27 protein-coding genes and 2 pseudogenes are annotated in these 21,038 nt (G+C 40.1%); 25 read left to right on the forward strand and 4 right to left on the reverse strand.

Annotated elements, in window-relative coordinates:
* Positions 1 to 17 precede the first annotated feature (17 nt).
* The 15 genes and pseudogenes from AC3WTB_RS18590 to rpsI all read left to right on the forward strand — a co-directional run bounded on the left by AC3WTB_RS18590 (position 18) and on the right by rpsI (position 8,829).
* Entirely contained in the window at positions 18 to 671 is a 654-nt protein-coding gene (locus tag AC3WTB_RS18590; protein ID WP_024425604.1) for an adenylate kinase, read from the forward strand.
* Complete coding sequence (map, locus tag AC3WTB_RS18595) at positions 668 to 1,414, forward strand: type I methionyl aminopeptidase (protein WP_003217210.1); 747 nt, start codon at positions 668 to 670, stop codon at positions 1,412 to 1,414. Before AC3WTB_RS18590 ends, map begins: the two co-directional genes overlap by 4 nt.
* A 27-nt stretch (positions 1,415 to 1,441) precedes the next feature.
* Positions 1,442 to 1,748 (forward strand): annotated as a pseudogene (locus tag AC3WTB_RS18600) (KOW domain-containing RNA-binding protein).
* Positions 1,726 to 1,944, forward strand: a complete 219-nt coding sequence (gene infA / locus AC3WTB_RS18605) for a translation initiation factor IF-1 (RefSeq protein ID WP_003217190.1) — start codon at positions 1,726 to 1,728, stop codon at positions 1,942 to 1,944. Before AC3WTB_RS18600 ends, infA begins: the two are co-directional and overlap by 23 nt.
* Before the next feature lie 31 nt (positions 1,945 to 1,975).
* Positions 1,976 to 2,089, forward strand: a complete 114-nt coding sequence (gene rpmJ, locus AC3WTB_RS18610) for a 50S ribosomal protein L36 (RefSeq protein ID WP_003156543.1) — start codon at positions 1,976 to 1,978, stop codon at positions 2,087 to 2,089.
* Positions 2,090 to 2,110: 21 nt separating this feature from the next.
* Positions 2,111 to 2,476 carry a 30S ribosomal protein S13 gene (gene rpsM / locus AC3WTB_RS18615; protein WP_003217023.1) on the forward strand — a complete coding sequence of 122 codons (366 nt, stop codon included), beginning with the start codon at positions 2,111 to 2,113 and terminating at the stop codon, positions 2,474 to 2,476.
* 20 nt (positions 2,477 to 2,496) lie between these two features.
* The gene (gene rpsK / locus AC3WTB_RS18620) at positions 2,497 to 2,892 is read left to right on the forward strand and encodes a 30S ribosomal protein S11 (protein WP_003217231.1); all 396 of its coding nucleotides are present in this window, start codon (positions 2,497 to 2,499) and stop codon (positions 2,890 to 2,892) included.
* A gap of 175 nt (positions 2,893 to 3,067) precedes the next feature.
* Entirely contained in the window at positions 3,068 to 4,012 is a 945-nt protein-coding gene (locus tag AC3WTB_RS18625) for a DNA-directed RNA polymerase subunit alpha (RefSeq protein WP_003217009.1), read from the forward strand.
* A gap of 75 nt (positions 4,013 to 4,087) precedes the next feature.
* The gene (gene rplQ, locus AC3WTB_RS18630) at positions 4,088 to 4,450 is read left to right on the forward strand and encodes a 50S ribosomal protein L17 (RefSeq protein WP_003216944.1); all 363 of its coding nucleotides are present in this window, start codon (positions 4,088 to 4,090) and stop codon (positions 4,448 to 4,450) included.
* Positions 4,451 to 4,576: 126 nt separating this feature from the next.
* The gene (locus tag AC3WTB_RS18635) at positions 4,577 to 5,419 is read left to right on the forward strand and encodes an energy-coupling factor ABC transporter ATP-binding protein (RefSeq protein WP_008356549.1); all 843 of its coding nucleotides are present in this window, start codon (positions 4,577 to 4,579) and stop codon (positions 5,417 to 5,419) included.
* A complete protein-coding gene (locus tag AC3WTB_RS18640) occupies positions 5,395 to 6,264 on the forward strand; it encodes an energy-coupling factor ABC transporter ATP-binding protein (RefSeq protein WP_039175989.1) in 870 nt (289 codons plus the stop codon). Before AC3WTB_RS18635 ends, AC3WTB_RS18640 begins: the two co-directional genes overlap by 25 nt.
* Positions 6,261 to 7,058, forward strand: a complete 798-nt coding sequence (locus tag AC3WTB_RS18645; protein WP_034283880.1) for an energy-coupling factor transporter transmembrane component T family protein — start codon at positions 6,261 to 6,263, stop codon at positions 7,056 to 7,058. Before AC3WTB_RS18640 ends, AC3WTB_RS18645 begins: the two co-directional genes overlap by 4 nt.
* 11 nt (positions 7,059 to 7,069) lie before the next feature.
* Positions 7,070 to 7,813 carry a tRNA pseudouridine(38-40) synthase TruA gene (gene truA / locus AC3WTB_RS18650; protein WP_047203795.1) on the forward strand — a complete coding sequence of 248 codons (744 nt, stop codon included), beginning with the start codon at positions 7,070 to 7,072 and terminating at the stop codon, positions 7,811 to 7,813.
* Between the two features lie 165 nt (positions 7,814 to 7,978).
* The gene (gene rplM / locus AC3WTB_RS18655; RefSeq protein ID WP_003217042.1) at positions 7,979 to 8,416 is read left to right on the forward strand and encodes a 50S ribosomal protein L13; all 438 of its coding nucleotides are present in this window, start codon (positions 7,979 to 7,981) and stop codon (positions 8,414 to 8,416) included.
* Between the two features lie 20 nt (positions 8,417 to 8,436).
* Positions 8,437 to 8,829, forward strand: coding sequence for a 30S ribosomal protein S9 (gene rpsI / locus AC3WTB_RS18660; RefSeq protein WP_039175996.1), 393 nt, complete (start codon positions 8,437 to 8,439; stop codon positions 8,827 to 8,829).
* 155 nt (positions 8,830 to 8,984) lie between these two features.
* On the opposite strand, the pseudogene AC3WTB_RS18665 reads toward rpsI, so the two are convergent.
* Positions 8,985 to 9,182: pseudogene (locus AC3WTB_RS18665) on the reverse strand (tyrosine-type recombinase/integrase); the annotation flags it as partial.
* A 124-nt stretch (positions 9,183 to 9,306) separates the two neighbouring features.
* On the opposite strand from AC3WTB_RS18665, the gene AC3WTB_RS18670 reads away from it, so the two are divergent.
* From AC3WTB_RS18670 to AC3WTB_RS18695, 6 genes are all read left to right on the forward strand, one after another.
* On the forward strand, positions 9,307 to 10,539 hold the full coding sequence (locus AC3WTB_RS18670) for a Fic family protein (protein ID WP_492334087.1): 1,233 nt from the start codon (positions 9,307 to 9,309) through the stop codon (positions 10,537 to 10,539).
* Between the two features lie 75 nt (positions 10,540 to 10,614).
* The gene (locus tag AC3WTB_RS18675) at positions 10,615 to 11,439 is read left to right on the forward strand and encodes a hypothetical protein (protein WP_492334088.1); all 825 of its coding nucleotides are present in this window, start codon (positions 10,615 to 10,617) and stop codon (positions 11,437 to 11,439) included.
* A 684-nt stretch (positions 11,440 to 12,123) separates the two neighbouring features.
* Entirely contained in the window at positions 12,124 to 12,963 is an 840-nt protein-coding gene (locus AC3WTB_RS18680; protein ID WP_492334089.1) for an HNH endonuclease, read from the forward strand.
* A 236-nt stretch (positions 12,964 to 13,199) separates the two neighbouring features.
* Positions 13,200 to 13,724, forward strand: a complete 525-nt coding sequence (locus AC3WTB_RS18685; protein WP_492334090.1) for a GNAT family N-acetyltransferase — start codon at positions 13,200 to 13,202, stop codon at positions 13,722 to 13,724.
* Positions 13,725 to 13,838: 114 nt separating this feature from the next.
* Positions 13,839 to 14,312, forward strand: coding sequence for a GNAT family N-acetyltransferase (locus AC3WTB_RS18690; protein ID WP_492334091.1), 474 nt, complete (start codon positions 13,839 to 13,841; stop codon positions 14,310 to 14,312).
* Positions 14,313 to 14,419: 107 nt separating this feature from the next.
* Positions 14,420 to 15,499 (forward strand): serine hydrolase, encoded by a 1,080-nt coding sequence (locus AC3WTB_RS18695; protein WP_492334092.1) that lies wholly within the window; start codon positions 14,420 to 14,422, stop codon positions 15,497 to 15,499.
* A 36-nt stretch (positions 15,500 to 15,535) separates the two neighbouring features.
* Here AC3WTB_RS18695 and AC3WTB_RS18700 read toward each other — a convergent pair whose 3' ends face one another.
* Positions 15,536 to 16,105 carry a DUF4825 domain-containing protein gene (locus AC3WTB_RS18700; RefSeq protein WP_410559772.1) on the reverse strand — a complete coding sequence of 190 codons (570 nt, stop codon included), beginning with the start codon at positions 16,103 to 16,105 and terminating at the stop codon, positions 15,536 to 15,538.
* A gap of 152 nt (positions 16,106 to 16,257) precedes the next feature.
* Between AC3WTB_RS18700 and AC3WTB_RS18705 the strand changes: the two genes are divergently transcribed.
* The 3 genes from AC3WTB_RS18705 (at position 16,258) to AC3WTB_RS18715 (ending at position 18,635) form a co-directional block, all read left to right on the forward strand.
* Positions 16,258 to 16,701, forward strand: coding sequence for a YbaK family protein (locus AC3WTB_RS18705; RefSeq protein WP_106025918.1), 444 nt, complete (start codon positions 16,258 to 16,260; stop codon positions 16,699 to 16,701).
* 58 nt (positions 16,702 to 16,759) lie between these two features.
* Positions 16,760 to 17,473: an N-acetylmuramoyl-L-alanine amidase CwlD gene (gene cwlD / locus AC3WTB_RS18710; protein ID WP_492334093.1), complete on the forward strand. Its 714-nt coding sequence runs from the start codon at positions 16,760 to 16,762 to the stop codon at positions 17,471 to 17,473.
* 103 nt (positions 17,474 to 17,576) lie between these two features.
* Positions 17,577 to 18,635, forward strand: a complete 1,059-nt coding sequence (locus AC3WTB_RS18715) for an Mrp/NBP35 family ATP-binding protein (protein ID WP_039176011.1) — start codon at positions 17,577 to 17,579, stop codon at positions 18,633 to 18,635.
* A 37-nt stretch (positions 18,636 to 18,672) separates the two neighbouring features.
* On the opposite strand, the gene gerD is transcribed toward AC3WTB_RS18715, so the two are convergent.
* Positions 18,673 to 19,260, reverse strand: coding sequence for a spore germination lipoprotein GerD (gene gerD / locus AC3WTB_RS18720; protein ID WP_039176014.1), 588 nt, complete (start codon positions 19,258 to 19,260; stop codon positions 18,673 to 18,675).
* A 90-nt stretch (positions 19,261 to 19,350) separates the two neighbouring features.
* Here gerD and AC3WTB_RS18725 point away from each other — a divergent pair, with 90 nt between their 5' ends.
* Positions 19,351 to 19,953 (forward strand): KinB-signaling pathway activation protein, encoded by a 603-nt coding sequence (locus AC3WTB_RS18725; RefSeq protein WP_047203789.1) that lies wholly within the window; start codon positions 19,351 to 19,353, stop codon positions 19,951 to 19,953.
* Here the strand turns inward: AC3WTB_RS18725 and pdaB are convergent.
* A complete protein-coding gene (pdaB, locus tag AC3WTB_RS18730; protein WP_024425619.1) occupies positions 19,946 to 20,710 on the reverse strand; it encodes a polysaccharide deacetylase family sporulation protein PdaB in 765 nt (254 codons plus the stop codon). The two genes, AC3WTB_RS18725 and pdaB, sit on opposite strands and share 8 nt — an antisense overlap.
* Positions 20,711 to 21,038: the final 328 nt, after the last annotated feature.

Raw genomic sequence — 21,038 nt, forward strand, 5'->3', positions numbered from 1 at the left:
GGAAGGGGAAATCCGAAATGAACTTAGTCTTAATGGGGCTTCCGGGTGCTGGTAAAGGCACTCAGGCAGAACGAATTGTTGATGATTATGGGATCCCTCATATCTCAACAGGAGATATGTTCCGCGCTGCTATGAAAGAGGAGACACAACTTGGGCTCGAAGCAAAATCCTTTATCGATAAAGGAGAGCTTGTTCCTGATGAGGTCACAATCGGTATTGTTAGAGAAAGACTTGGCAAAAATGATTGTGAACAAGGTTTTCTTCTGGACGGATTTCCGCGAACAGTCGCTCAGGCTGAAGCTTTAGAAGAAATTCTAAAGGACCTTGGCAGAACGATTGATTATGTCATTAATATTAAAGTCGATAAAGATGCTTTGATGGAGCGTCTGACTGGCCGAAGAATTTGCAAAAATTGCGGAGCAACATATCATTTAGTATTTAATCCACCTGCGAAAGAAAATGTTTGCGACAAGTGTGGAGGCGAGCTTTATCAACGTGCAGATGATAATGCAGAAACCGTTTCGACTAGACTTGAAGTGAACTTAAAGCAGACTGAACCTTTACTGAACTTCTATTCAGAAAAAGGATATCTTGCAAACATTGATGGTGCGAAGCACATTAACGATGTATATGCAGATATCAAGGACCTGCTTGGAGGATTAAATAAATGATTATCTGTAAAACTCCTCGCGAGCTTGAGATTATGAGAGAAGCTGGACGTATTGTCGCACTGACTCATGAAGAGCTGAAGAAACACATAAAACCAGGTATTTCGACAAAAGAATTGGATCAAATTGCCGAACGTTTTATTACAAAGCAGGGTGCAATCCCATCTTTTAAAGGGTATAATGGTTTTCGCGGGAGCATTTGCGTTTCGGTGAATGAAGAACTCGTTCACGGTATTCCTGGTAAACGGGTTTTACGTGATGGTGACATCATTAGTATCGATATTGGCGCAAAGTTAAATGGCTATCATGGTGACTCTGCTTGGACTTATCCAGTTGGGGTAATCAGTGATGAAGACCGCAAACTACTGGAAGTCACAGAGGAATCTCTATATAAAGGCTTACAGGAAGCAAAGCCAGGCGAACGTCTGTCGAACATTTCCCATGCCATACAAACGTATGTTGAAAATGAGAATTTTTCAGTTGTTAGAGAATATGTTGGACATGGGGTCGGACAGGATCTTCATGAGGACCCTCAAATTCCTCATTATGGTCCGCCCAACAAAGGCCCACGGCTAAAACCAGGGATGGTGTTGGCCATCGAACCGATGGTGAACGCAGGCAGCCGATATGTGAAAACATTGGCTGATAACTGGACGGTTGTAACGGTTGATGGGAAAAAGTGTGCTCACTTTGAGCATACGATTGCGATTACAGATACAGGTTTTGATATACTGACTAAGATTTAGGTCTTCACTGAAGCCTTTCAGGCCCAAATCGGGCAGGTTGTCTGTATAGTCCAAAGAAAGAACAAGATCAGTATACAGGTGTCATCGGCATGTTCGTTGGCTGCCATGTACTAATCGCAGACGGAGAAAAGCGTAAATTTCATTCTCCTAAGAAAAAATATCAATCATATAACCTTTTATGATTGCGTATCTCCGGAAGTTCAGAACAGTATATTCAAAACAGGTCGGGTGATAGATGAACAATTGAGAGATTCTCATTTGGACATTTGTCAGAGAGCAAGTTACTGATTTGAAGAAGGGAGAACACTTGAATGGCGAAAGACGATGTAATTGAAGTGGAAGGTACTGTAGCAGAAACTTTGCCAAACGCAATGTTCAAAGTTGAACTAGAGAATGGTCATACAGTTTTGGCTCATGTATCAGGAAAAATCCGTATGCACTTCATTCGCATTTTACCTGGAGACAAAGTTACGGTAGAATTATCTCCATATGACTTAACTCGTGGTAGAATTACGTACCGTTACAAATAAAGCAACTCCGGAAGAAGGAGGTTGGAAACACATGAAAGTGAGACCATCTGTTAAACCTATCTGTGAAAAATGTAAAGTGATTCGCAGAAAAGGAAAAGTAATGGTGATCTGTGAAAACCCAAAACATAAACAAAAACAAGGCTAATAACAAGGAGGTGCCCAAATCATGGCTCGTATTGCTGGTGTAGATATTCCACGTGATAAGCGTGTTGTCATTTCTTTAACATATGTTTTTGGAATTGGTCGTACGACTGCGCAACAAGTCCTTAAAGAAGCAGGTGTTTCTGAAGACACTCGCGTTCGCGATCTAACTGAAGACGAACTTGGTAAAATCCGTGATATCATTGACAAACTTAAAGTAGAAGGTGACCTTCGTCGTGAAGTTTCACTTAACATTAAGCGTCTAATTGAAATCGGAAGCTACCGCGGAATCCGTCATCGTAGAGGACTTCCTGTTCGTGGACAAAACACAAAAAACAACGCGCGTACTCGTAAAGGTCCGCGTCGTACTGTAGCTAACAAGAAAAAATAAGTAAAGGAGGTAGTTAAAGAATGGCTGCTGCTCGTAAACAAAATACGCGTAAACGTCGCGTGAAAAAGAATATTGAAGCTGGAATCGCTCATATTCGTTCCACTTTCAACAACACGATTGTAACGATTACTGATGTTCATGGAAACGCAATTTCTTGGTCAAGTGCTGGTGCATTAGGATTCAGAGGTTCTCGTAAATCTACTCCTTTCGCTGCACAAATGGCTGCTGAAACTGCTGCTAAAGGTTCTATCGAACATGGTCTTAAAACACTTGAAGTAACTGTTAAAGGTCCTGGTTCTGGTCGTGAAGCTGCAATTCGTGCGCTTCAAGCTGCTGGTCTTGAAGTTACTGCAATTAGAGACGTAACTCCAGTTCCTCATAACGGATGCCGTCCACCAAAACGTCGCCGCGTGTAATTTGTTTGTATAGATTTTGTGTCCCTGTCAATAATGGGTTATGATACAGTTATTTATGAGACGAATACACGACTCGTTGCCTGAGCACATACGGGACTAAACAATGAGGAATTTCGGATGGAATCTCATATGATTCTATTCGAGGTTTCGACGTTTTGAAGGAGGGTTTTATTAGATGATCGAAATTGAAAAACCAAAAATCGAAACGGTTGAAATCAGCGACGATGCCAAGTATGGCAAGTTTGTCGTAGAGCCACTTGAGCGTGGATATGGTACCACTTTAGGGAACTCCCTTCGTCGTATCCTTTTATCCTCACTTCCTGGTGCAGCTGTAACATCGATCCAGATAGATGGTGTCTTACACGAATTCTCAACGATCGAAGGCGTGGTTGAAGATGTTACAACGATTATCTTAAACATTAAAAAGCTTGCACTCAAAATCTACTCTGAAGAAGAGAAGACGCTTGAAATTGATGTACAAGATGAAGGTACTGTAACAGCTGCTGATATTACACACGACAGCGATATTGAAATCTTAAATCCAGATCTTCACATCGCAACTCTTGGCAAGAATGCGAGCTTCCGTGTTCGCTTAACTGCACAAAGAGGTCGCGGGTATAATCCTGCTGATGCAAACAAAAGAGACGATCAGCCAATCGGTGTGATTCCGATCGACTCAATCTATACACCTGTATCTCGTGTGACTTATCAAGTGGAGAACACCCGTGTTGGGCAAATCACAAACTATGATAAATTAACACTAGATGTATGGACTGATGGAAGCACAGGACCGAAAGAAGCGATCGCTCTAGGTTCTAAGATTTTAACTGAACACCTGAATATTTTCGTTGGGTTAACTGACGAAGCTCAGCATGCTGAAATCATGGTTGAGAAAGAAGAAGACCAAAAAGAAAAAGTGCTTGAAATGACAATTGAAGAGCTTGATCTTTCTGTTCGTTCTTACAACTGTTTGAAGCGTGCGGGTATTAACACTGTTCAAGAGCTTGCTAACAAGACAGAAGAGGATATGATGAAAGTTCGTAACCTTGGACGTAAATCTCTTGAAGAAGTGAAAGCGAAACTAGAAGAACTTGGACTGGGTCTTCGTAAAGACGATTGACTAGTTTCATTGTGAACTAGGATTTTCGTGTGTTTTTTATTCATACAGCATCTCTAATTAAGGAGGGGACATCACATGGCATACAGAAAGCTAGGACGCACTAGTGCACAACGTAAAGCAATGCTTCGTGACCTAACGACTGATTTGATCATCAACGAACGCATCGAAACAACTGAAACACGTGCGAAAGAACTTCGCTCTGTAGTTGAAAAAATGATCACTCTTGGCAAACGCGGAGATCTTCATGCTCGCCGTCAAGCTGCAGCTTACATTCGTAATGAAGTAGCTAACGCTGAAACAAACCAAGATGCACTTCAAAAATTATTCGCTGACGTTGCAACTCGCTACGAAGATCGCCAAGGTGGATACACTCGTATCATGAAGCTTGGACCTCGTCGCGGCGATGGCGCACCAATGGCTGTCATTGAATTAGTTTAATCACATATCGTGTATCTAAGAAAGGGCGGGACAGTTCATAACTGGATCTATGCCCTTTTTTAGGTACTACGGCTTTTTTTAGGAATAAGCAAAGAAGAGGTTGAGCTGAGAGGAGGTCCGGTAGAGATGGGGAAGACATTAATTGACGTAAAGGACATTGTATTTCGTTATCACAAGGATGCGGACAAGCCCGCTTTAGATCAAGTGTCACTGCATGTGAATCAAAATGAATGGCTCGCCATTGTTGGTCATAACGGTTCAGGTAAATCCACACTTGCCCGTGTGCTGAATGGGCTCATTTTACCGGATGCTGGTACGGTCAAGGTTGGAGAGATTGAGCTCAAAGAAGAAAGTGTCTGGGATATTCGCAAAAAGGTCGGAATGGTCTTTCAAAACCCAGATAACCAATTTGTGGGCTCAACGGTTCGTGATGATGTGGCTTTTGGTTTAGAAAATAACGGGGTTGAGCGGGAATTGATGATAGAACGTGTAGATTGGGCTGTCAAACAGGTCAATATGCAGGAGTTTCTTGATCAAGAGCCGCACCATCTATCAGGCGGGCAGAAGCAGAGAGTCGCTATTGCAGGTGTGCTTGCCGCAAGCCCTGACATCATGATCTTGGATGAAGCAACATCAATGCTTGATCCGATTGGCCGTGAAGAAGTGTTAGAGACTGTTAGACTACTGAAGGAACAAGGAACAGTCACAGTCATTTCCATCACACATGATTTAGACGAGGCTGCCAAGGCAGACCGCGTCATTGTGATGAATGGCGGGAAGAAATTTGCCGAGGGAACGCCAGAGGAAGTATTTGAACTAGATGAACAGCTGGTTCAGATTGGACTTGATCTGCCATTCTCCTATCGATTGAGCAAGCAATTGAAGCAGCAAGGTGTGCCGCTTGCAAATGCCCATTTGACACAAGAAGGATTGGTGAAAGAGCTATGGACATTACGATCAAAGAATTAGAGCATCGTTATCAAATGAAAACGCCGTTTGAGCGTCTCGCTTTGTATGATGTCAATGCTTCCATCAAAGAGGGCAGCTATGTCGCTGTCATTGGTCATACGGGCTCTGGCAAGTCTACATTGCTGCAGCATTTAAATGGATTGCTCAAACCAACGAAGGGGAGCATTGCGCTTGGAGAGACAGTTTTACAAGCCAATAAAAAGCAGAAGGATATGAAACCCCTCCGGAAAAAGGTAGGCATCGTGTTTCAGTTTCCTGAGCATCAGCTCTTTGAGGAAACCATCCTCAAGGATATCTGCTTCGGCCCGATGAACTTCGGTGTTCCTCAAGAGAAAGCAGAAGCGAAGGCGAAGGAGATGCTGAAACTGGTGGGTCTTCCTGAATCCCTATTATCTCGATCTCCCTTTGAACTAAGCGGTGGTCAAATGAGACGTGTGGCGATTGCTGGCGTTTTAGCGATGGAGCCAGAAGTGCTTGTGCTTGATGAGCCGACTGCTGGACTGGATCCACGCGGGCGGAAGGAAATTATGGACATGTTCTATGACCTTCATCAAAAGGCAAACCTCACCACGATCCTAGTCACACACAGTATGGAGGACGCCGCTCATTATGCGGATCAAATGATTGTGATGCATAAAGGGACAGTGAAGGCGACAGGCACACCGAGAGAGTTGTTTGCCAATCGTACAGACATGTCTTCGTTTGGTCTCGACCTCCCGGAAACGATTAAATTCCAGCAGACTGTAGAAGAAAAGCTAGGTATTACGTTTCCTAGGCCGCTTCTGACCATGGATGAAATGGCAGAAGCCTTAACAGCTCTTTATCAGGAGGACACGACATCATGATGGATAGTATGATTATCGGCAAATATGTGCCAGGTTCATCCTTTGTCCATCGTCTTGATCCAAGGACAAAGCTGTTATCAATTTTCTTTTTTGTCTTTATTGTCTTTTTTGCTAATAATTACATCACTTACGGGCTGTTAGGTGTCTTTACCATTCTTGTGGTGATGGTTTCTCAGGTGCCGCTATACTTTATTCTCAAGGGAATGAAGCCGATCCTATGGATTGTCCTGTTTACCTTTATTCTGCATATTTTCATGACAAAGGATGGCGCCTTGCTATTCCACTTTGGTTTTCTGAATATTTATGAAGAAGGTTTAAAGCAGGGGATCTTCATTTCACTCCGTTTTGTCTATCTCATTATGATGACGACACTTCTTACGTTAACCACAACGCCTATAGAAGTGACAGACGGAATGGAGAAGCTGCTGCACCCATTCCGTAAAATCAAACTGCCCGTTCATGAGCTTGCTCTCATGATGTCCATCTCACTTCGGTTTATTCCGACTTTACTAGAAGAGACGGACAAAATCATGAAGGCACAAATGGCTCGAGGCGTTGATTTTACAAGCGGACCTTTAAAGGATCGCATGAAAGCCATCGTTCCTTTGCTTGTTCCCCTTTTCGTCAGTGCGTTTAAGCGTGCAGAGGAACTGGCGACAGCGATGGAAGCGAGAGGCTACCGCGGGGGAGAAGGACGGACGAAATACCGTCAGCTTGTCTGGGGTATGAAGGACACGTTCACGCTGCTTCTATTCATCCTGTTAACAGCGCTCCTTGTGCTGCTTAGAAATTAGGTGATTCCTAGATGAAGGTCAAATGTACTGTATCCTACGATGGGACACATTTTAAAGGCTATCAGGTGCAGCCAGGGCAGCGAACCGTACAGACGGAGATCGAGTCTGCCCTTGCAAGAATGCACAAACAGGATGAACTGATTCCGATTGTGGCTTCCGGCCGGACAGACAGCGGTGTTCATGCAAAGGGACAGGTCATCCATTTTGACACCCCGCTCTCGATTCCGATGGAGAGATGGCCTTTTGCTCTCAACAGCCTGCTGCCGGATGATATCCGTGTTTTAAAGGCTGAGGAGGTCGATGACTCGTTTCATGCCAGATTTGGTGTTGTTTCGAAGGAGTACCGTTATAAGGTCTCAACAGAAACACACCAAAATGTGTTCACGAGACAGTATGCCTGCCACTATCCTTACCGGCTGGATATCGATAAAATGAGAGAAGCCGCTGAGCACTTAATTGGGACACATGATTTTACAAGCTTTTGTGCGGCCAATACAGAGGTTCAGGACAAGGTGAGGGATATTTATGCCCTTGAGTGGAAAAACGTCTCAGACGGGCTTGAAATGCGTGTGAGAGGGAATGGTTTTTTATACAACATGGTAAGGATTATCGCTGGAACGTTGCTTGAAATCGGTTCTGGTAAATTTCACCCTGAGGAGATAAAAGCCATGCTTGCCGCCCGAAATCGCGAAGCGGCAGGCAAGACTGCGCCTAGTCACGGACTGTATTTATGGGAAGTTTTCTATGACAACTAAACCAGGTGTAACATGTTCTTGACACAGGAAGCAGAAAGTTATAAGATATCATATGGTATGTATTTCAACCCCACAAATAAGCCCCGGAAGACTTATCTGTGTTTTGAAATAGAACGTAGCATTTGATTCAAGGAAAATTCATTGATTTATTTAGGAGGGAAACTCATGCGTACAACACCAATGGCGAACGCAAGCACAATTGAGCGCAAATGGCTAGTTGTTGATGCGGCAGGCAAGACTCTAGGTCGTCTTTCTACTGAAGTAGCATCACTTTTGCGCGGTAAGCACAAACCAACTTATACACCACACGTTGATACAGGTGATCATGTCATCATCATCAATGCTGAGAAAATCGAATTAACTGGTAAGAAATTGACGGACAAAATTTACTACCGTCACACGATGCACCCAGGTGGTTTGAAACAAAGAACTGCTCTTGAGATGCGTACAAACTACCCTGAAAAAATGTTGGAGCTTGCTATCAAAGGTATGCTTCCAAAGGGTCCACTAGGTCGTCAAATGTTCAAAAAATTAAATGTGTACCGTGGTTCTGAGCATCCACATCAAGCACAACAACCTGAAGTTTACGAACTTCGCGGTTAATTATAAGGGAGGTTAACAATTTGGCACAGGTTCAATATTACGGTACAGGTCGTCGTAAAAGTTCTGTAGCGCGCGTTCGCTTAGTTCCAGGTGAAGGCCGTATCGTCGTTAATAATCGTGAAATTACTGAATACATTCCATTCGCTGCTTTAATCGAAGACGTGAAACAGCCTTTGAACATCACAGAAACAGCTAACAGCTACGATGTTCTTGTAAATGTTCACGGTGGTGGATTCTCTGGTCAAGCTGGAGCAATTCGTCACGGTATCTCTCGTGCTCTTCTAGAAGTAGATCCTGAGTACCGTACATCACTTAAACGTGCTGGACTTCTTACTCGTGACCCACGTATGAAAGAGCGTAAGAAATACGGTCTTAAAGGCGCACGTCGCGCACCTCAGTTCTCAAAACGTTAATTTGGTTCAAAATGCAAACCCCACAATCACTATGGTTGTGGGGTTTATTCATTATTAAAGACTTGTGAAAACCCATCGAATTTTCTTGGTAATAGACAAGTAATAGACAGGTAATAGACAAATAATCAGAGAAAATAAAAGGGTCATTTACCCTTTTATTTAAGTAGATCAACAGCGGCTATTAATTGTTCAATATCTGTGTGCGTGTAAACTTTGTCTGTAATGTCTCTAGAGGCGTGTCCCATAATTCTTTTGATATAAAGTTTATCTGCTCCGTATAAATGCATTCTCGAAGCAAATGTATGTCTACAATCATGTGGTTTATGTTCCATCTCTAATTGTCCCATGATTTTTTTCCATTTTTTATAATGTCAGGGTCTTGTATTTGAAAACGAAAAATAATTTGTTTTAAAATCACGTTATTAGTTATATAATTTTAAAAAATGGGCATAATTTAAAATAAGGGAGGTTGGAATTGTGGAATATGAAAAATTAACAAAGCTTTTTTATAAGAAAGGTGAACAATTTGCCGAAGAAGAATATAAAAAGCGTATAAATAGTTATGGTTCCTATCTAACCCCATTATCTGTGCAAGGATTTAGAAAAGGTAAACTGACTCAGTGTCATAACTCCTTATTTTACGTTAACATACCATATTTGATGCAATTAAATAATAAGGTGTTAAAAAATAGTTCAAGAATCTCATCATTAATTGCGAAACTGCCGCAATATATATTAGAACCATATTTTCATAAAATGATTGTTAATGAAGCGCAGAGTAACAATGAAATTGAAGGGATAAGAAGTACAAAAAAAGAACTGGAAAGTGTATTAGAAGGAGTAAATAAATCGGAAAATCTTAACAAACGTTTTACGGGTCTTATGAAAACATATTTGTTTATTGATGATATTGAACCGTTTAAAACTGTGCGGGATTTTAGAGAATTGTATGATGATTTAGTTTCGAAGGAAATTGATAGTAGTAATGAGCCCGACGGTAGGTTATTCCGAAAAGGTTATGTTGAGGTAAACAATGGTTTATCGATCACACATATAGGAGTTAGTTCCGAGGACAAAATAATAGAGTGTTTAAATACACTTATAACATACTTGGATGATGATGAACACCCTGAATTATATCGTTATATGGTTGCTCACTATTTTTATGAGTATGTACATCCATTTTATGATGGAAACGGAAGAACAGGGCGATTATTGGTTTGCAGTTATTTATCTAGATATCTTGAGAGATACTCCGCTATAACATTTTCATATGCTGTTAATAAGAATAAAAATAAGTATTATAAGGCACTTGAAGGAGTACCCAATCCATTGAATAAAGGAGAACTTACATTTTATTTAATGGATATGCTTGAATTATTATCCATGGGCCAAGAAGAGATTATAGAGGATTTAGAAATAAGTTTGGGGAAACGTGAGAGAATAGCAAAATTCTTTAATGAAGATTTTGTAGAGAGTAGCCGAGACAAGTGGCTAATATTAAAATTTATGGTTGATATTTCTGTGTTTGTAAATAATGATGCTAATATTTCAATAACGAAACTAATGGATGCTGTTAATATAACGAGATATAAAGTGGATAAAATAGTGAGCGAATTAGAGTCTGAAGGTTATATAGAACAAGTTAGCCTAAGACCTAAAGCATTTAAAGTAAATGAGGGTTTTCTGGAGAACACACTTAGAGTTTAAAATATAAAGTTTCTAATTCCGCAGAAGGTATAACTAGGTGGTATTATTAAGGTAAACTCAATGGGGTAACCGTTTATGAAAAAAAGTACAGAATTCAGATGTAATCTTGATATCAGTATCGTTGAGCGGGTCAATAAACGATTGTTAGAAAACGGCTATTCTGAAAATGCTAAAGGGATTAAGTATAAAACAGGGAAAATCGAACAGGAACAATACAAATGGAATTTTTTAATGGCTTGTTTAACTCGAGTAAAAGAAATTGGCATGTATTTGAATAGCAGCGAAATGAAAATTGGTTTTGAAAAAGATTATGTTGAATTTAAATTCATCGAATTACTCAATTATGCAAGCCAAATAGAAACGATAACCAATCAAATAATTGCAAATTTATCGAAGAAAGAATTTAAAAAACCTCAGGTTAATAATTTCTTTGTTTTGGATGATTTTAAAAGAAAATATGGTGGGAATACTTCAGGAGATTCGCAATTTATTGAATATATCCGTTCTCTTTGTGCAATTCACCCAACAGAAACAAATAGACATACAAAGAGGGGGTTTCAATCAGGTCTTGAATTTTCTCCGTACGTTAGTAAGCTTGGAAAGTCTATTGATCTTATGAGATTTCCTCTAGTGATTAATACTTCCTCAACTACAGAGGAATTAATTAATTGTTGTCTAAGCATTACAGTGTATCCTGGAGAAAAAAATATAAGTGAAGATCACACCTCAAAAAAGAGTGAGATAAATAAATTGTTTGCACTAGGTGTAATAGATGAAGAAGAGTATGAAAATTTGTTCGATCGGATTGAATTTGGTGGAGATTTTTACATTATTGTCAATGTGAAAGATTTAATATGTTTTATTGAGGATAGTTATTCTAGATTAGAAGTATTGATATAAGAGTTGGTGATGAGTGTGGAAACTCATCATCTTTGTAGTTGTACGACAGCTTTTGAGTAATATACCGGTAATAGACAAATACTTGTTTGATGTTGCTGTATCTAGATACAGCAGTTCTCAAAACGTTAATTCTATTACGTTTCTCAAAGGCTCTCAAGCTTATGCTTGGGGGTCTTTTTTTTAGGCTCTAAAATAATAGGACCACGAGAAATTTATTGCTGGTTATAACTCTATACCTTTGAAACTTTTGAGCGGTTTGATCTTTTAGAGTTTCTGTTACGTGTTTATAAATGTTCATAGTCATTGGATGCCTAATCGAGCCTGTACATCTTTAATGCCTGATCCCGCTTCAAATAAAATTATAATATGAAAATAGGTCATTACTGCTATTGCCTCAGAGCGGTTGTATTTTCCGTAATCAGCAGAGGCAAACTCCTCACTATTGAGACAGCATTTATTCCATGGTTTGATGAGTTCTCGTGTAGCAAAACTCGCCAATTTTTGTTAGTCAATTTATGATGTATGGTAAGAGGAAAATAGGGAAAATAAAGTATTTTTGCTATATACTTTGTCTAAAGGTCTTTAATCACTTTTATTGACCACTATGTTGAACTGTAGATACGGTCTAGGAATATTTATTATTACGTATTACTTGACGTTATTAAATTATAGGTAGGTGCAATAGTGAGTTTAGTGAAAATAGAACCCATAAGTACACTTAATAATAGTGAGATAACTGAAATTTTTAAATGTGCTCCTCAAGGAGGTATGAGGCGCTCGCTTGAAACGAATACCTTAGTTTTAGTATCGGATCATACCAAAGCATTGTATGAAGACCGATGGGACGGAAATGTTTTTCATTATACCGGTATGGGTAGAACGGGAGATCAGACATTGACATCTCAAAATAAAACTGTGGCTGAATCATTAAGTAATGAAGTGGAGATGCATTTGTTCGAAGTGTTTGAAGCGAAGAAATATGTGTATCGTGGGGTAGTGAAACTAGCTGATGAACCCTATCAAGAAGAGCAGCTAGATGATAATGACCAACTGCGACAAGTGTGGGTCTTCCCTCTTGTGTTGGCAGACAATCAAAAGATAATCATTCCAGATAAGTTGATAAAAATGAAACAAGTGTTGAGGGAAAAGAAGGTAAGAAAACTGGGTGAGAGTGTTTTAGAAAACAGAGCTAGAACCGCCAGAAGAAAAAGTAGTAAACGTAAGACTATCTCAACTACATATGAACGTGACCCATATGTTACAGAATTTGCAAAACGCTGGGCAAAGGGAGTTTGTCAGTTATGTGATCAACCGGCTCCATATTTAAATATGAATGGGGAGCCTCATTTACATACCCATCATATTAAATGGCTATCACGTGATGGAGATGATTCAATATACAATACTATTGCTCTTTGTCCTAATTGCCATGATAAAATGCATATTTTAGATTTGGAAGAGGACGTAAGAAAACTTCAAGAGAAAGTGATAAAGTGCGTAGAAGTGGAAACAATTAAAATTTGAACCAATTGGCACAGGTTAATTTTGATCACATTTTGACACCAAATATACAGTACGACATTCTTTTTTTTGCTGATGCAAAAATAGCCCGTTAAATTAGCGCGTCTCGCACTTCGTTAATCAATTTTATATTGTATGGACGTCTTACGTCTTACAAAGGTTTGTTACAGACAAACCATATAAAATAGTATCATAGCAAGGTTTCTGTTTAAAAAACGAAGTCTGTGGAGGGGTGTCATATGAATCTAACAACAGAAAGGTGTATCATTCGCTCATTTGCTGAGGATGATTGGCAGGATGTCTATGCATATACTTCTGATCCGGAAGTGATGAAGTATATTCCGGAAGGTGTTTTTTCTAAAGAAAATGCGCAGGAATTTGTTAAAAATAATCGTCTTAAAGCAGCCAAGAATTTTGCTGTTCTATTAAAAGAAGATCAGATATGTATCGGGCATATCGTGTTCCATCCAACCTTTGGTGAGCACACATATGAGATTGGCTGGGTTTTCAATCCTGCCTATCAAAACAAGGGTTATGCATCAGAAGCGGCTTATGCCGTTCTGCATCATGGTTTTCACACAATGAACTTACATCGAATCATTGCCACTTGTCAGCCTGAAAATGTGCCATCTTGGAGAGTGATGGAGAAAATGGGGATGAGGAGAGAGGGGTATTTTAAAAAATGTATACCACAAGGAAATGAGTGGTGGGATGAGTTTTACTATGCCCTCCTACAAGAGGAATGGTTCGAGAAGAGGGCTTGATCAGTTTTCATGATATGAAGTACTTTGATGAAAAAGCAGCTGAACAAATTTTATATGAGAATGGTATTTTGGTAAGTGAAAACAGTCTTCCATCCATCATAGGAGGTGCTTTCATTGAATTTAAATCAATTGACATTTAGAGAAGCCGTGCAAGAAGACCTCGACAAAATCGTCTTCATGCTTTCAGATGATAAGTTAGGTCAAAAGAGAGAGCGTTACACTCGCCCATTATTAGAAAGCTATATCAAAGCCTTTCATTCAATCGATGCTGATCCAAATATTGAACTCATTGTTGCGTGTGACCAGGAAGAAGCAGTAGGTGTTCTTCAGTTAACCATGACGCCATTTCTTACACATCAAGGAGGTTGGAGAGCATCCATTGAAGGAGTTCGTACGGCTTCGAGTCATAGAGGGAAAGGAGTCGGTTCGCTGCTTATCAAGTGGGCCATTCAACGCGCAAGCGACCGCGGCTGTCATATGATTCAGCTGACAACAGATAAACAGAGGCCAGAAGCACGACATTTTTATGAGAAATTAGGGTTTGAAGCCACTCATGAAGGAATGAAGCTGCATTTGACCCATGAATAAGGATATCAAGAAGCGGAGGATTCAAGAGCCTCTGCCTTTTTGTGCCTTTATTTGAAATATTTGTTATATTTAATATATAATTCCTCAGTTATTTCGAAAGGAGAAACATGTTACTCAAAGTCGGTCTAGTTGTCATAGGTGTGGTTATACTTTACGTGGTGGTTCAAGTCTTGTTGTATAAAAGAGATATGAAGAAAACGAAGGAAGATCTTTTGACATTTGTCGCAAAAAACAAAAAGGACGTTTCAGTGACAATCATTGAAAATGATGATGTGGTGTTAGAATGGAATGCTGATCAAAAAACACCACTTGCAAGTACTGTGAAATTAGTTGTTTTATTTCATTTTGTTAAAGCTGTATCGAGCGGCACCATTAAGCTAGAGGAAAAAGTGGCATTGTCTGATATAGAGCGATTTTATATTGATAGAACAGACGGTGGTGCGCACGCGTACTGGGTGGAGGTCAATGATTTTTCTGAGCATGCGACTTTATTAGATGTTGCCAAAGGGATGATGCAATTCAGTTCGAATGCTTGTACGGATTATTTGATTGACCGGCTGGGCTTAGAAAAGATCAATGATCAGATGAAACAAGCAGGTCTTACAGAACATGGTGAACTCATACCGCTGACGCCGATGATTTTGTGGTCTGCTTATGTATCTAATCGTCGGCGGGATGCATTCAAGAAAATGAGCGGTGTATCCGAAGAACAATACAAATCTCTAATGAATGAGATTTTTAATATCATGAAAAATGACCCAGAGCATAAAAAGGCGTTAGAAGAAAAAATGAAAAAAAAGAACTTATTAGGGTGGCGTATACAATCATTACTGACGCAAAAAATGACAAAGTCTACAACCAATGAATATACATATTTTATGAAACGTCTTCATGACGAGCTGTTAACAACAGAAGAAAAAAGTCTTTTTAGCCAAATCGTACTGGGAGAAACATTGAAAAAGGAAACAGATCAATATTTTTGGTATAAAGGCGGAGCAACATTGTTTGTTTTCACAGGTGCTTTATATCGAAGAACAGATACATCCTCTATCTCCATCTCTCTTTTTATCAATGATCCGAAAGCGAACAATTCTCATTGGATTGGGGAAGTATTCAACGAATTTATGCTTACTGCAGCAGTGGATCAAAACTTTCGACAACGTTTGATTCAGGCTATCACTACATAAACATCAAAAAACAGAGGGGCAAATCCCTCTGTTTTATTATTTCTGCATTGGAAACGCTTTGTATACATCTTGGCGTTTCTCTTTTGACTTCACAACTCCATCAACCAGTTCCTTTTGCCAAACCGCTGTATCATCTTTGTACTTTTTAAAAGGGTGAGGGAGCTTTTTTTCTAGTTGTTTTCTTTTAAACGTGACGGACGGCTCGTCTTTAGAGCTCATGTTCAGTGTCACTTGCTCTACGTTATCAACAAGAATAAAAAGTGCGATTGCGTTGTATAAATACGTTTTTTCAATCGTGTCCTTTTGATCAAACCAGAAGGCGTCAAACTGTTCTTCTGTATAGCCGTCATTTTCTTTTACCCCATATGTGACGTTTAATGCTTTTCCATCGATGATTTCAAATTCACGAATTACTCCTCCAGGTTGATTTGATAAGATTTCACGAATGGCTGAATTGTCACCGAGATACGTGTTTTTGTGTTTTGAAAGTTGTTTTAAGGATATGTCTTCTATTCCTTTTATATCGCTTTTTTTCTCTGTGGCTTGACTGCTGCATGCAGATAGGACGACTGTTAATAGCAGCAGGATATATATCCATTTCTTCATTGATTTTGCCCCTTTATCATTCTTTCTATATGTAAATGTCTATTTTATCACAATTTTCCATTCTGATCGTTCACTGACCGTCATTTCCATTTACTGAACTGCATGTTTTGTTCAAACCAACGAACAATACAAAGAAAAAAGGAGTTCAGTCCATGGCAGAAGTACTTTCATTTTATCAATTGAAAACAAAACGAGATGTCACGCTTGAAAAGAAGCTTTTGCGTACATTGTCTCTTCAACAAGTAACGGCTGCTTCCGAGAAATTCACGAAGAAGCTATTTCCATTTGCAGATGATCCAGCCGGTATTATGAGTGATGGCTGCATCGATTTCGCCATTGAAGCTTTTTTAGCTGGCGGGAGATATGGTGAGTCGAGTAAATATGGCGAATCGTTCGACGATATCAAGAAGCGGTCCTCTCAGGAGGAAACTGAGCTGATTGAAGAGCTGGCAGGATGCTTGCAATCGTGGGGGAATATGTTCCGTATGGAGCGGAAGATGTCGTGTTTTTATCCATCTGCGAAAGAATTTTTAAGCATGTGGTGGCAGGAAGGCTTTCGTGAATCAGAAAAAAGACACAAGCTTCGGCTGCACTAAGCATATTTCCAGCCCTTGTCCCATATCTATAAAATAATGGTGTATGGGAGGGACAGGGATGAAAAGAAAGCTGAAGTGGACAGGGTTTTTAATTGGGTTTATTGTCCTCTTATTCTTATTCAGGTTTCAATTTCTAAATGATGATTCATGGAAATCGTGGAATTTGCCTCTAAGCGGGAAGATCATCTATTTAGATCCGGGTCACGGCGGCCCAGATGGAGGGGCTGTAGGAGGAGAGCTGCTTGAGAAAGAGATTGCGCTAGATGTATCCATGAAGATACGTGACTATTTGCAAGAGCAGGGAGCACTTGTTCTCATGACCCGAGAGGATGATTCTGATTTATCATCAAAGAACACAAAGGGATATGCCCGGAAGAAAGCGGAGGATTTAAGGAACCGCGTAAAAGTCATCAATGAATCTGAAGCGGATCTCTATTTAAGCATTCATTTAAATGCGATACCATCTAACAAATGGAGCGGGGCTCAGACGTTTTTTTACGGAAAGTATGAAGAGAATGAAAAGGCAGCTAAGTTCATTCAAGATGAATTGCGCAGAAACCTTGAAAACACAGATCGAAAGGCGAAGCGGATCAACGGCATTTATTTAATGCAAAATGTCACAAAGCCAGGAGCTCTTGTGGAAATTGGATTTCTCTCCAATCCAAAAGAGGCTCGACAGCTGGCAACACCTAAATATCAGGATCAAATTGCCGCCTCTATTTATAAAGGGATTTTAAGATATTTAACAGAGCAAAAAGAGCCGCCTGAATAAGGGGCTTTTTCCTTTTGATCGCAGGCAAACAGGACAGACATTGTAAGGATATGTATGATATACTTGGATTGTAAACGAATTCAATAAAGGGTGAGGTTCTGCTATGATCGGACAAGATGATGTGAGAAAACTAGTTGGGAAGATGGACGAACCTTTCCTTCATATACCGCTTGGTGAGCTGGATGCCATCAAGGAAATCAGCCTAAAGCCTGAGAAAGAGCATGTGAGCCTTAAGGTGGCTATTGCAAAAACAGGCACTGCTGAGCAGATGAAGCTGCAGCAAGACATCGTACAAGCCTTGAAATCAGCAGGCGCTAACACAGTAGGACTTCGTTTTGAGGAACTGCCTCAGGAAACACTTGAAAAGTTTATGCCATCACAAGAAGAGGAAGAAACCCTGCTTAACTCTAAAAACCCGCCTGAGTTCTTAGCGATTGCTAGTGGAAAGGGTGGCGTTGGTAAATCGACTGTTTCTGTTAACCTTGCTGTAGCACTGGCTCGTCTAGGGAAAAAAGTCGGGCTGATTGATGCTGATATTTATGGCTTTAGTGTACCGGATATGATGGGGATCACTGTCAGACCAACAGTTAAAGGGGAAAAAATTATTCCTGTGGAGCGCTTTGGAGTCAAAGTGATTTCAATGGGCTTTTTTGTTGAAGAAAATGCACCGGTTATTTGGAGAGGGCCGATGCTTGGAAAAATGTTAAATAACTTCTTCCACGAAGTTGAGTGGGGAGAATTAGATTACTTACTATTAGACCTTCCGCCTGGAACGGGAGATGTGGCGCTTGATATTCATACAATGCTGCCTAGCTGTAAAGAAATCATTGTTACTACACCGCATCCTACGGCTGCCTTCGTTGCAGCAAGAGCAGGCGCAATGGCACTGCAAACAGATCATGAGGTGCTCGGTGTCGTTGAGAATATGAGCTATTATGAAAGCAAAAAAACAGGTGAAAAGGAATACGTCTTTGGAAAAGGCGGCGGGGACAAGCTGGCTGAAGAGCTGCGTGTATCAGTCCTTGGCCAAATTCCTTTAAGACAGCCTGATTGGAATGAGGATGATTTCGCGCCTTCTGTCTATGATGCAAGTCATCCGACAGGAGAAGTGTATCAACACATTGCGAATAAAGTCATTGAACAATTAGCAGTGAAAGCATAATGAAAGCCCGAGTGGATGAATGCCACTCGGGTGATGTTTAACTGTCGCTTCCTTCGCTGCCTTGCGATCCGGAATCACTGCTGCTTTCAGATGCTGCCTTTTTGAGCTCATCTTCGAATTTCTTCTTATAAAGAGGGCTGCTTAATGTTTCCGTAATGACTTTTTCTAAGTGCTTTCTAAACTCTTTGCTTTTTACCAGTTCACCGTATTTCTTTTCCATTTCAGGATCCTTGAGAATATCCATCATCAGTTGTTGATAGTCAGGATCCTTCATTAACTGTTTTAACATCCTTTCATGCTGTTGCTGCATGGATTTTGCGAAAGTCTCGGCAAATTTAGAATCCTCAAAGACCTTCTTCCAGAACTCTTTGCCTTTATCAGAAGTCAGTGTTTTCTCTATCGTTTTTTTCACAGTTTGTTCATCCATTACCAAAGCTTCATTCATTGCCTCGTCATTTAATAACTGTTGAATGGCCTTTTTACCGTCATCTGTCTTTAATATATCGACGACCATTTTTTTTGTTTCGTCATAGTCCATATTAGATGAGGATTGGGTTTTGGGAGCACAAGCTGTTAGAGATAAAAGAAGAAAACAGCTCACTATACGCAAGATGCCTTTTGACATACTGTGGCTCCTTTCGTTACATGTCTTACTTTTAATATGAATGTTTCACGTAAATTTATACATAACAAAAATAGGGGTTGGATCAATTCAATGAAAAGTCGGGATTTAGTTCGTTTTTTCTTCTCTGTGCTAGCTGTTGGAGCGGTCATTACAAGCGTGGTAGGCTTTGCGCTGGAGTGGGGAAAATATCAGAAGCTTTTTATATCGTTTGAAATTCTAGAGATCGCATCTGTGTTGTTTTGGTTCATTGGTGTAGGGATGATCTTTAGTGTCATTAGCCAGATGGGGTTTGTTGTCTTCTTGACGGTGCACCGATTTGCGTTAGAGATTTTCCGGTCACATTCTTTATGGAATACCATTCAGCTGTTTCTTGTGATTTTTGTGCTGTTTGATTTAGCTTACTTGCGATTTTTGTTTTTCGGGGAGAATGAATCATTTCTTCCATACTTGTGGCTGCCTTTATTTATCGGTGTGTTTGCTTTGATCGTGGCTTACTTTAAACAGCAGCAGTCCTCTAAGAAAACATTTATTTCTGCAATGTTTCTCATGGTCGTCATCACGTCGTTAGAATGGTTCCCGGCGCTCAGAGTCAATGAAGAGGACTGGCTGTATTTAATGCTATTCCCGCTATTAGGCTGTAATGCGTTTCAGCTGTTAGCGATGCCGCGGTTTTCAAAAGCGAAAGCTACTTAACTTCCGATGACTTTGTTTTCGTATTGGAGATCAGTTCGCCAACCGTCACATTTTTTAAATGCTTTTCTTTTATTTGTTTCAAAATAGCAGGTAAGGCTTGAGCGGTTTGGGTTGCTGAATCTGAGGCGTGAAGGAGAACAATGTCTCCGCTTTTCATTCGGTCATTTACATTCTGAACAATCTGGTCGACCCCCGGATTCAGCCAATCCTGTGAATTAATGCTGTAATGAACAACGGTATAACCGTACTGAGTGGCAATTTTCAGTGCTGTTTCGTTAAACTGTCCAGTCGGCGGTCTTAATAGTTGAATGTCATCTAGTCCAAGCTTTTGAAATGTATTTTGTGCACGGACAAGATCTTGCTTGATCTCACTATCCTCAAGCTGGCTATAATTTTTATAAGCATAGCCGAGGCTTCCGATTTGGTGGCCGTCCTCCCTAATTTGTTTCACGATATCAGGATGACGCTCAGCCCAAGAAGCAGACAGAAAGAAAGTGGCGTTCTTTATACCGTACTCTCGAAGAACATTTAAAATAGGAACAGCCTTCTCATCCCCCCAGCCAATATTAAAAGTGAGAGAGACATGCTTTGATGAAGTCTCTCCTTTATAAATGGCTCGGGGTCCATGTTCAGTTTTAAATACCGACAGCGGCGGTGCCTTTTGTACATAAAAAAAGGTTGCAGCTGCAAGGGCTGCTACAAGAATAATGACAACTTGCTTCAGCCGTTTAATAGGCAACACATATAATCGACTCAATTCAAACACTCCTGCCTTGTCCAAGATTGTTACTTGATTGTATGCAGGACAAGGGTTTAAGATGCTTAATAAAACTATTTCAAAAAAAGTTTTGAAAAGGCGTTGACCAAAAGAATGTTTTCGTGATATATTATTAATCGTCGCTGACACACAGTGACAAACACAAAACGCTTCGGGAAATAAACTTGAAAAAAGTTGTTGACATAAGATGAAGCGAAATGTTATATTATTAAAGCCGCTAAGAACGGCGAAGATGATCTTTGAAAACTAAACAAGACAAAACGTACCTGTTAATTCGAGTTTTTATAAAAAAATCCTATGATACTTC

This window comes from Bacillus sp. EB106-04-04-XG123 (assembly GCF_058791855.1).

Excerpts from the sequence above, each read along its gene's own strand:
- AC3WTB_RS18590 (WP_024425604.1), top strand. The coding sequence starts at position 18 with ATGAACTTAGTCTTAATGGGGCTTCCGGGTGCTGGTAAAGGCACTCAG.
- map (WP_003217210.1), top strand. The coding sequence starts at position 668 with ATGATTATCTGTAAAACTCCTCGCGAGCTTGAGATTATGAGAGAAGCT.
- infA (WP_003217190.1), top strand. The coding sequence starts at position 1,726 with ATGGCGAAAGACGATGTAATTGAAGTGGAAGGTACTGTAGCAGAAACT.
- rpmJ (WP_003156543.1), top strand. The coding sequence starts at position 1,976 with ATGAAAGTGAGACCATCTGTTAAACCTATCTGTGAAAAATGTAAAGTG.
- rpsM (WP_003217023.1), top strand. The coding sequence starts at position 2,111 with ATGGCTCGTATTGCTGGTGTAGATATTCCACGTGATAAGCGTGTTGTC.
- rpsK (WP_003217231.1), top strand. The coding sequence starts at position 2,497 with ATGGCTGCTGCTCGTAAACAAAATACGCGTAAACGTCGCGTGAAAAAG.
- AC3WTB_RS18625 (WP_003217009.1), top strand. The coding sequence starts at position 3,068 with ATGATCGAAATTGAAAAACCAAAAATCGAAACGGTTGAAATCAGCGAC.
- rplQ (WP_003216944.1), top strand. The coding sequence starts at position 4,088 with ATGGCATACAGAAAGCTAGGACGCACTAGTGCACAACGTAAAGCAATG.
- AC3WTB_RS18635 (WP_008356549.1), top strand. The coding sequence starts at position 4,577 with ATGGGGAAGACATTAATTGACGTAAAGGACATTGTATTTCGTTATCAC.
- AC3WTB_RS18640 (WP_039175989.1), top strand. The coding sequence starts at position 5,395 with ATGGACATTACGATCAAAGAATTAGAGCATCGTTATCAAATGAAAACG.
- AC3WTB_RS18645 (WP_034283880.1), top strand. The coding sequence starts at position 6,261 with ATGATGGATAGTATGATTATCGGCAAATATGTGCCAGGTTCATCCTTT.
- truA (WP_047203795.1), top strand. The coding sequence starts at position 7,070 with ATGAAGGTCAAATGTACTGTATCCTACGATGGGACACATTTTAAAGGC.
- rplM (WP_003217042.1), top strand. The coding sequence starts at position 7,979 with ATGCGTACAACACCAATGGCGAACGCAAGCACAATTGAGCGCAAATGG.
- AC3WTB_RS18675 (WP_492334088.1), top strand. The coding sequence starts at position 10,615 with ATGAAAAAAAGTACAGAATTCAGATGTAATCTTGATATCAGTATCGTT.
- AC3WTB_RS18685 (WP_492334090.1), top strand. The coding sequence starts at position 13,200 with ATGAATCTAACAACAGAAAGGTGTATCATTCGCTCATTTGCTGAGGAT.
- AC3WTB_RS18695 (WP_492334092.1), top strand. The coding sequence starts at position 14,420 with ATGTTACTCAAAGTCGGTCTAGTTGTCATAGGTGTGGTTATACTTTAC.
- AC3WTB_RS18700 (WP_410559772.1), bottom strand. The coding sequence starts at position 16,105 with ATGAAGAAATGGATATATATCCTGCTGCTATTAACAGTCGTCCTATCT.
- AC3WTB_RS18705 (WP_106025918.1), top strand. The coding sequence starts at position 16,258 with ATGGCAGAAGTACTTTCATTTTATCAATTGAAAACAAAACGAGATGTC.
- cwlD (WP_492334093.1), top strand. The coding sequence starts at position 16,760 with ATGAAAAGAAAGCTGAAGTGGACAGGGTTTTTAATTGGGTTTATTGTC.
- AC3WTB_RS18715 (WP_039176011.1), top strand. The coding sequence starts at position 17,577 with ATGATCGGACAAGATGATGTGAGAAAACTAGTTGGGAAGATGGACGAA.
- gerD (WP_039176014.1), bottom strand. The coding sequence starts at position 19,260 with ATGTCAAAAGGCATCTTGCGTATAGTGAGCTGTTTTCTTCTTTTATCT.
- AC3WTB_RS18725 (WP_047203789.1), top strand. The coding sequence starts at position 19,351 with ATGAAAAGTCGGGATTTAGTTCGTTTTTTCTTCTCTGTGCTAGCTGTT.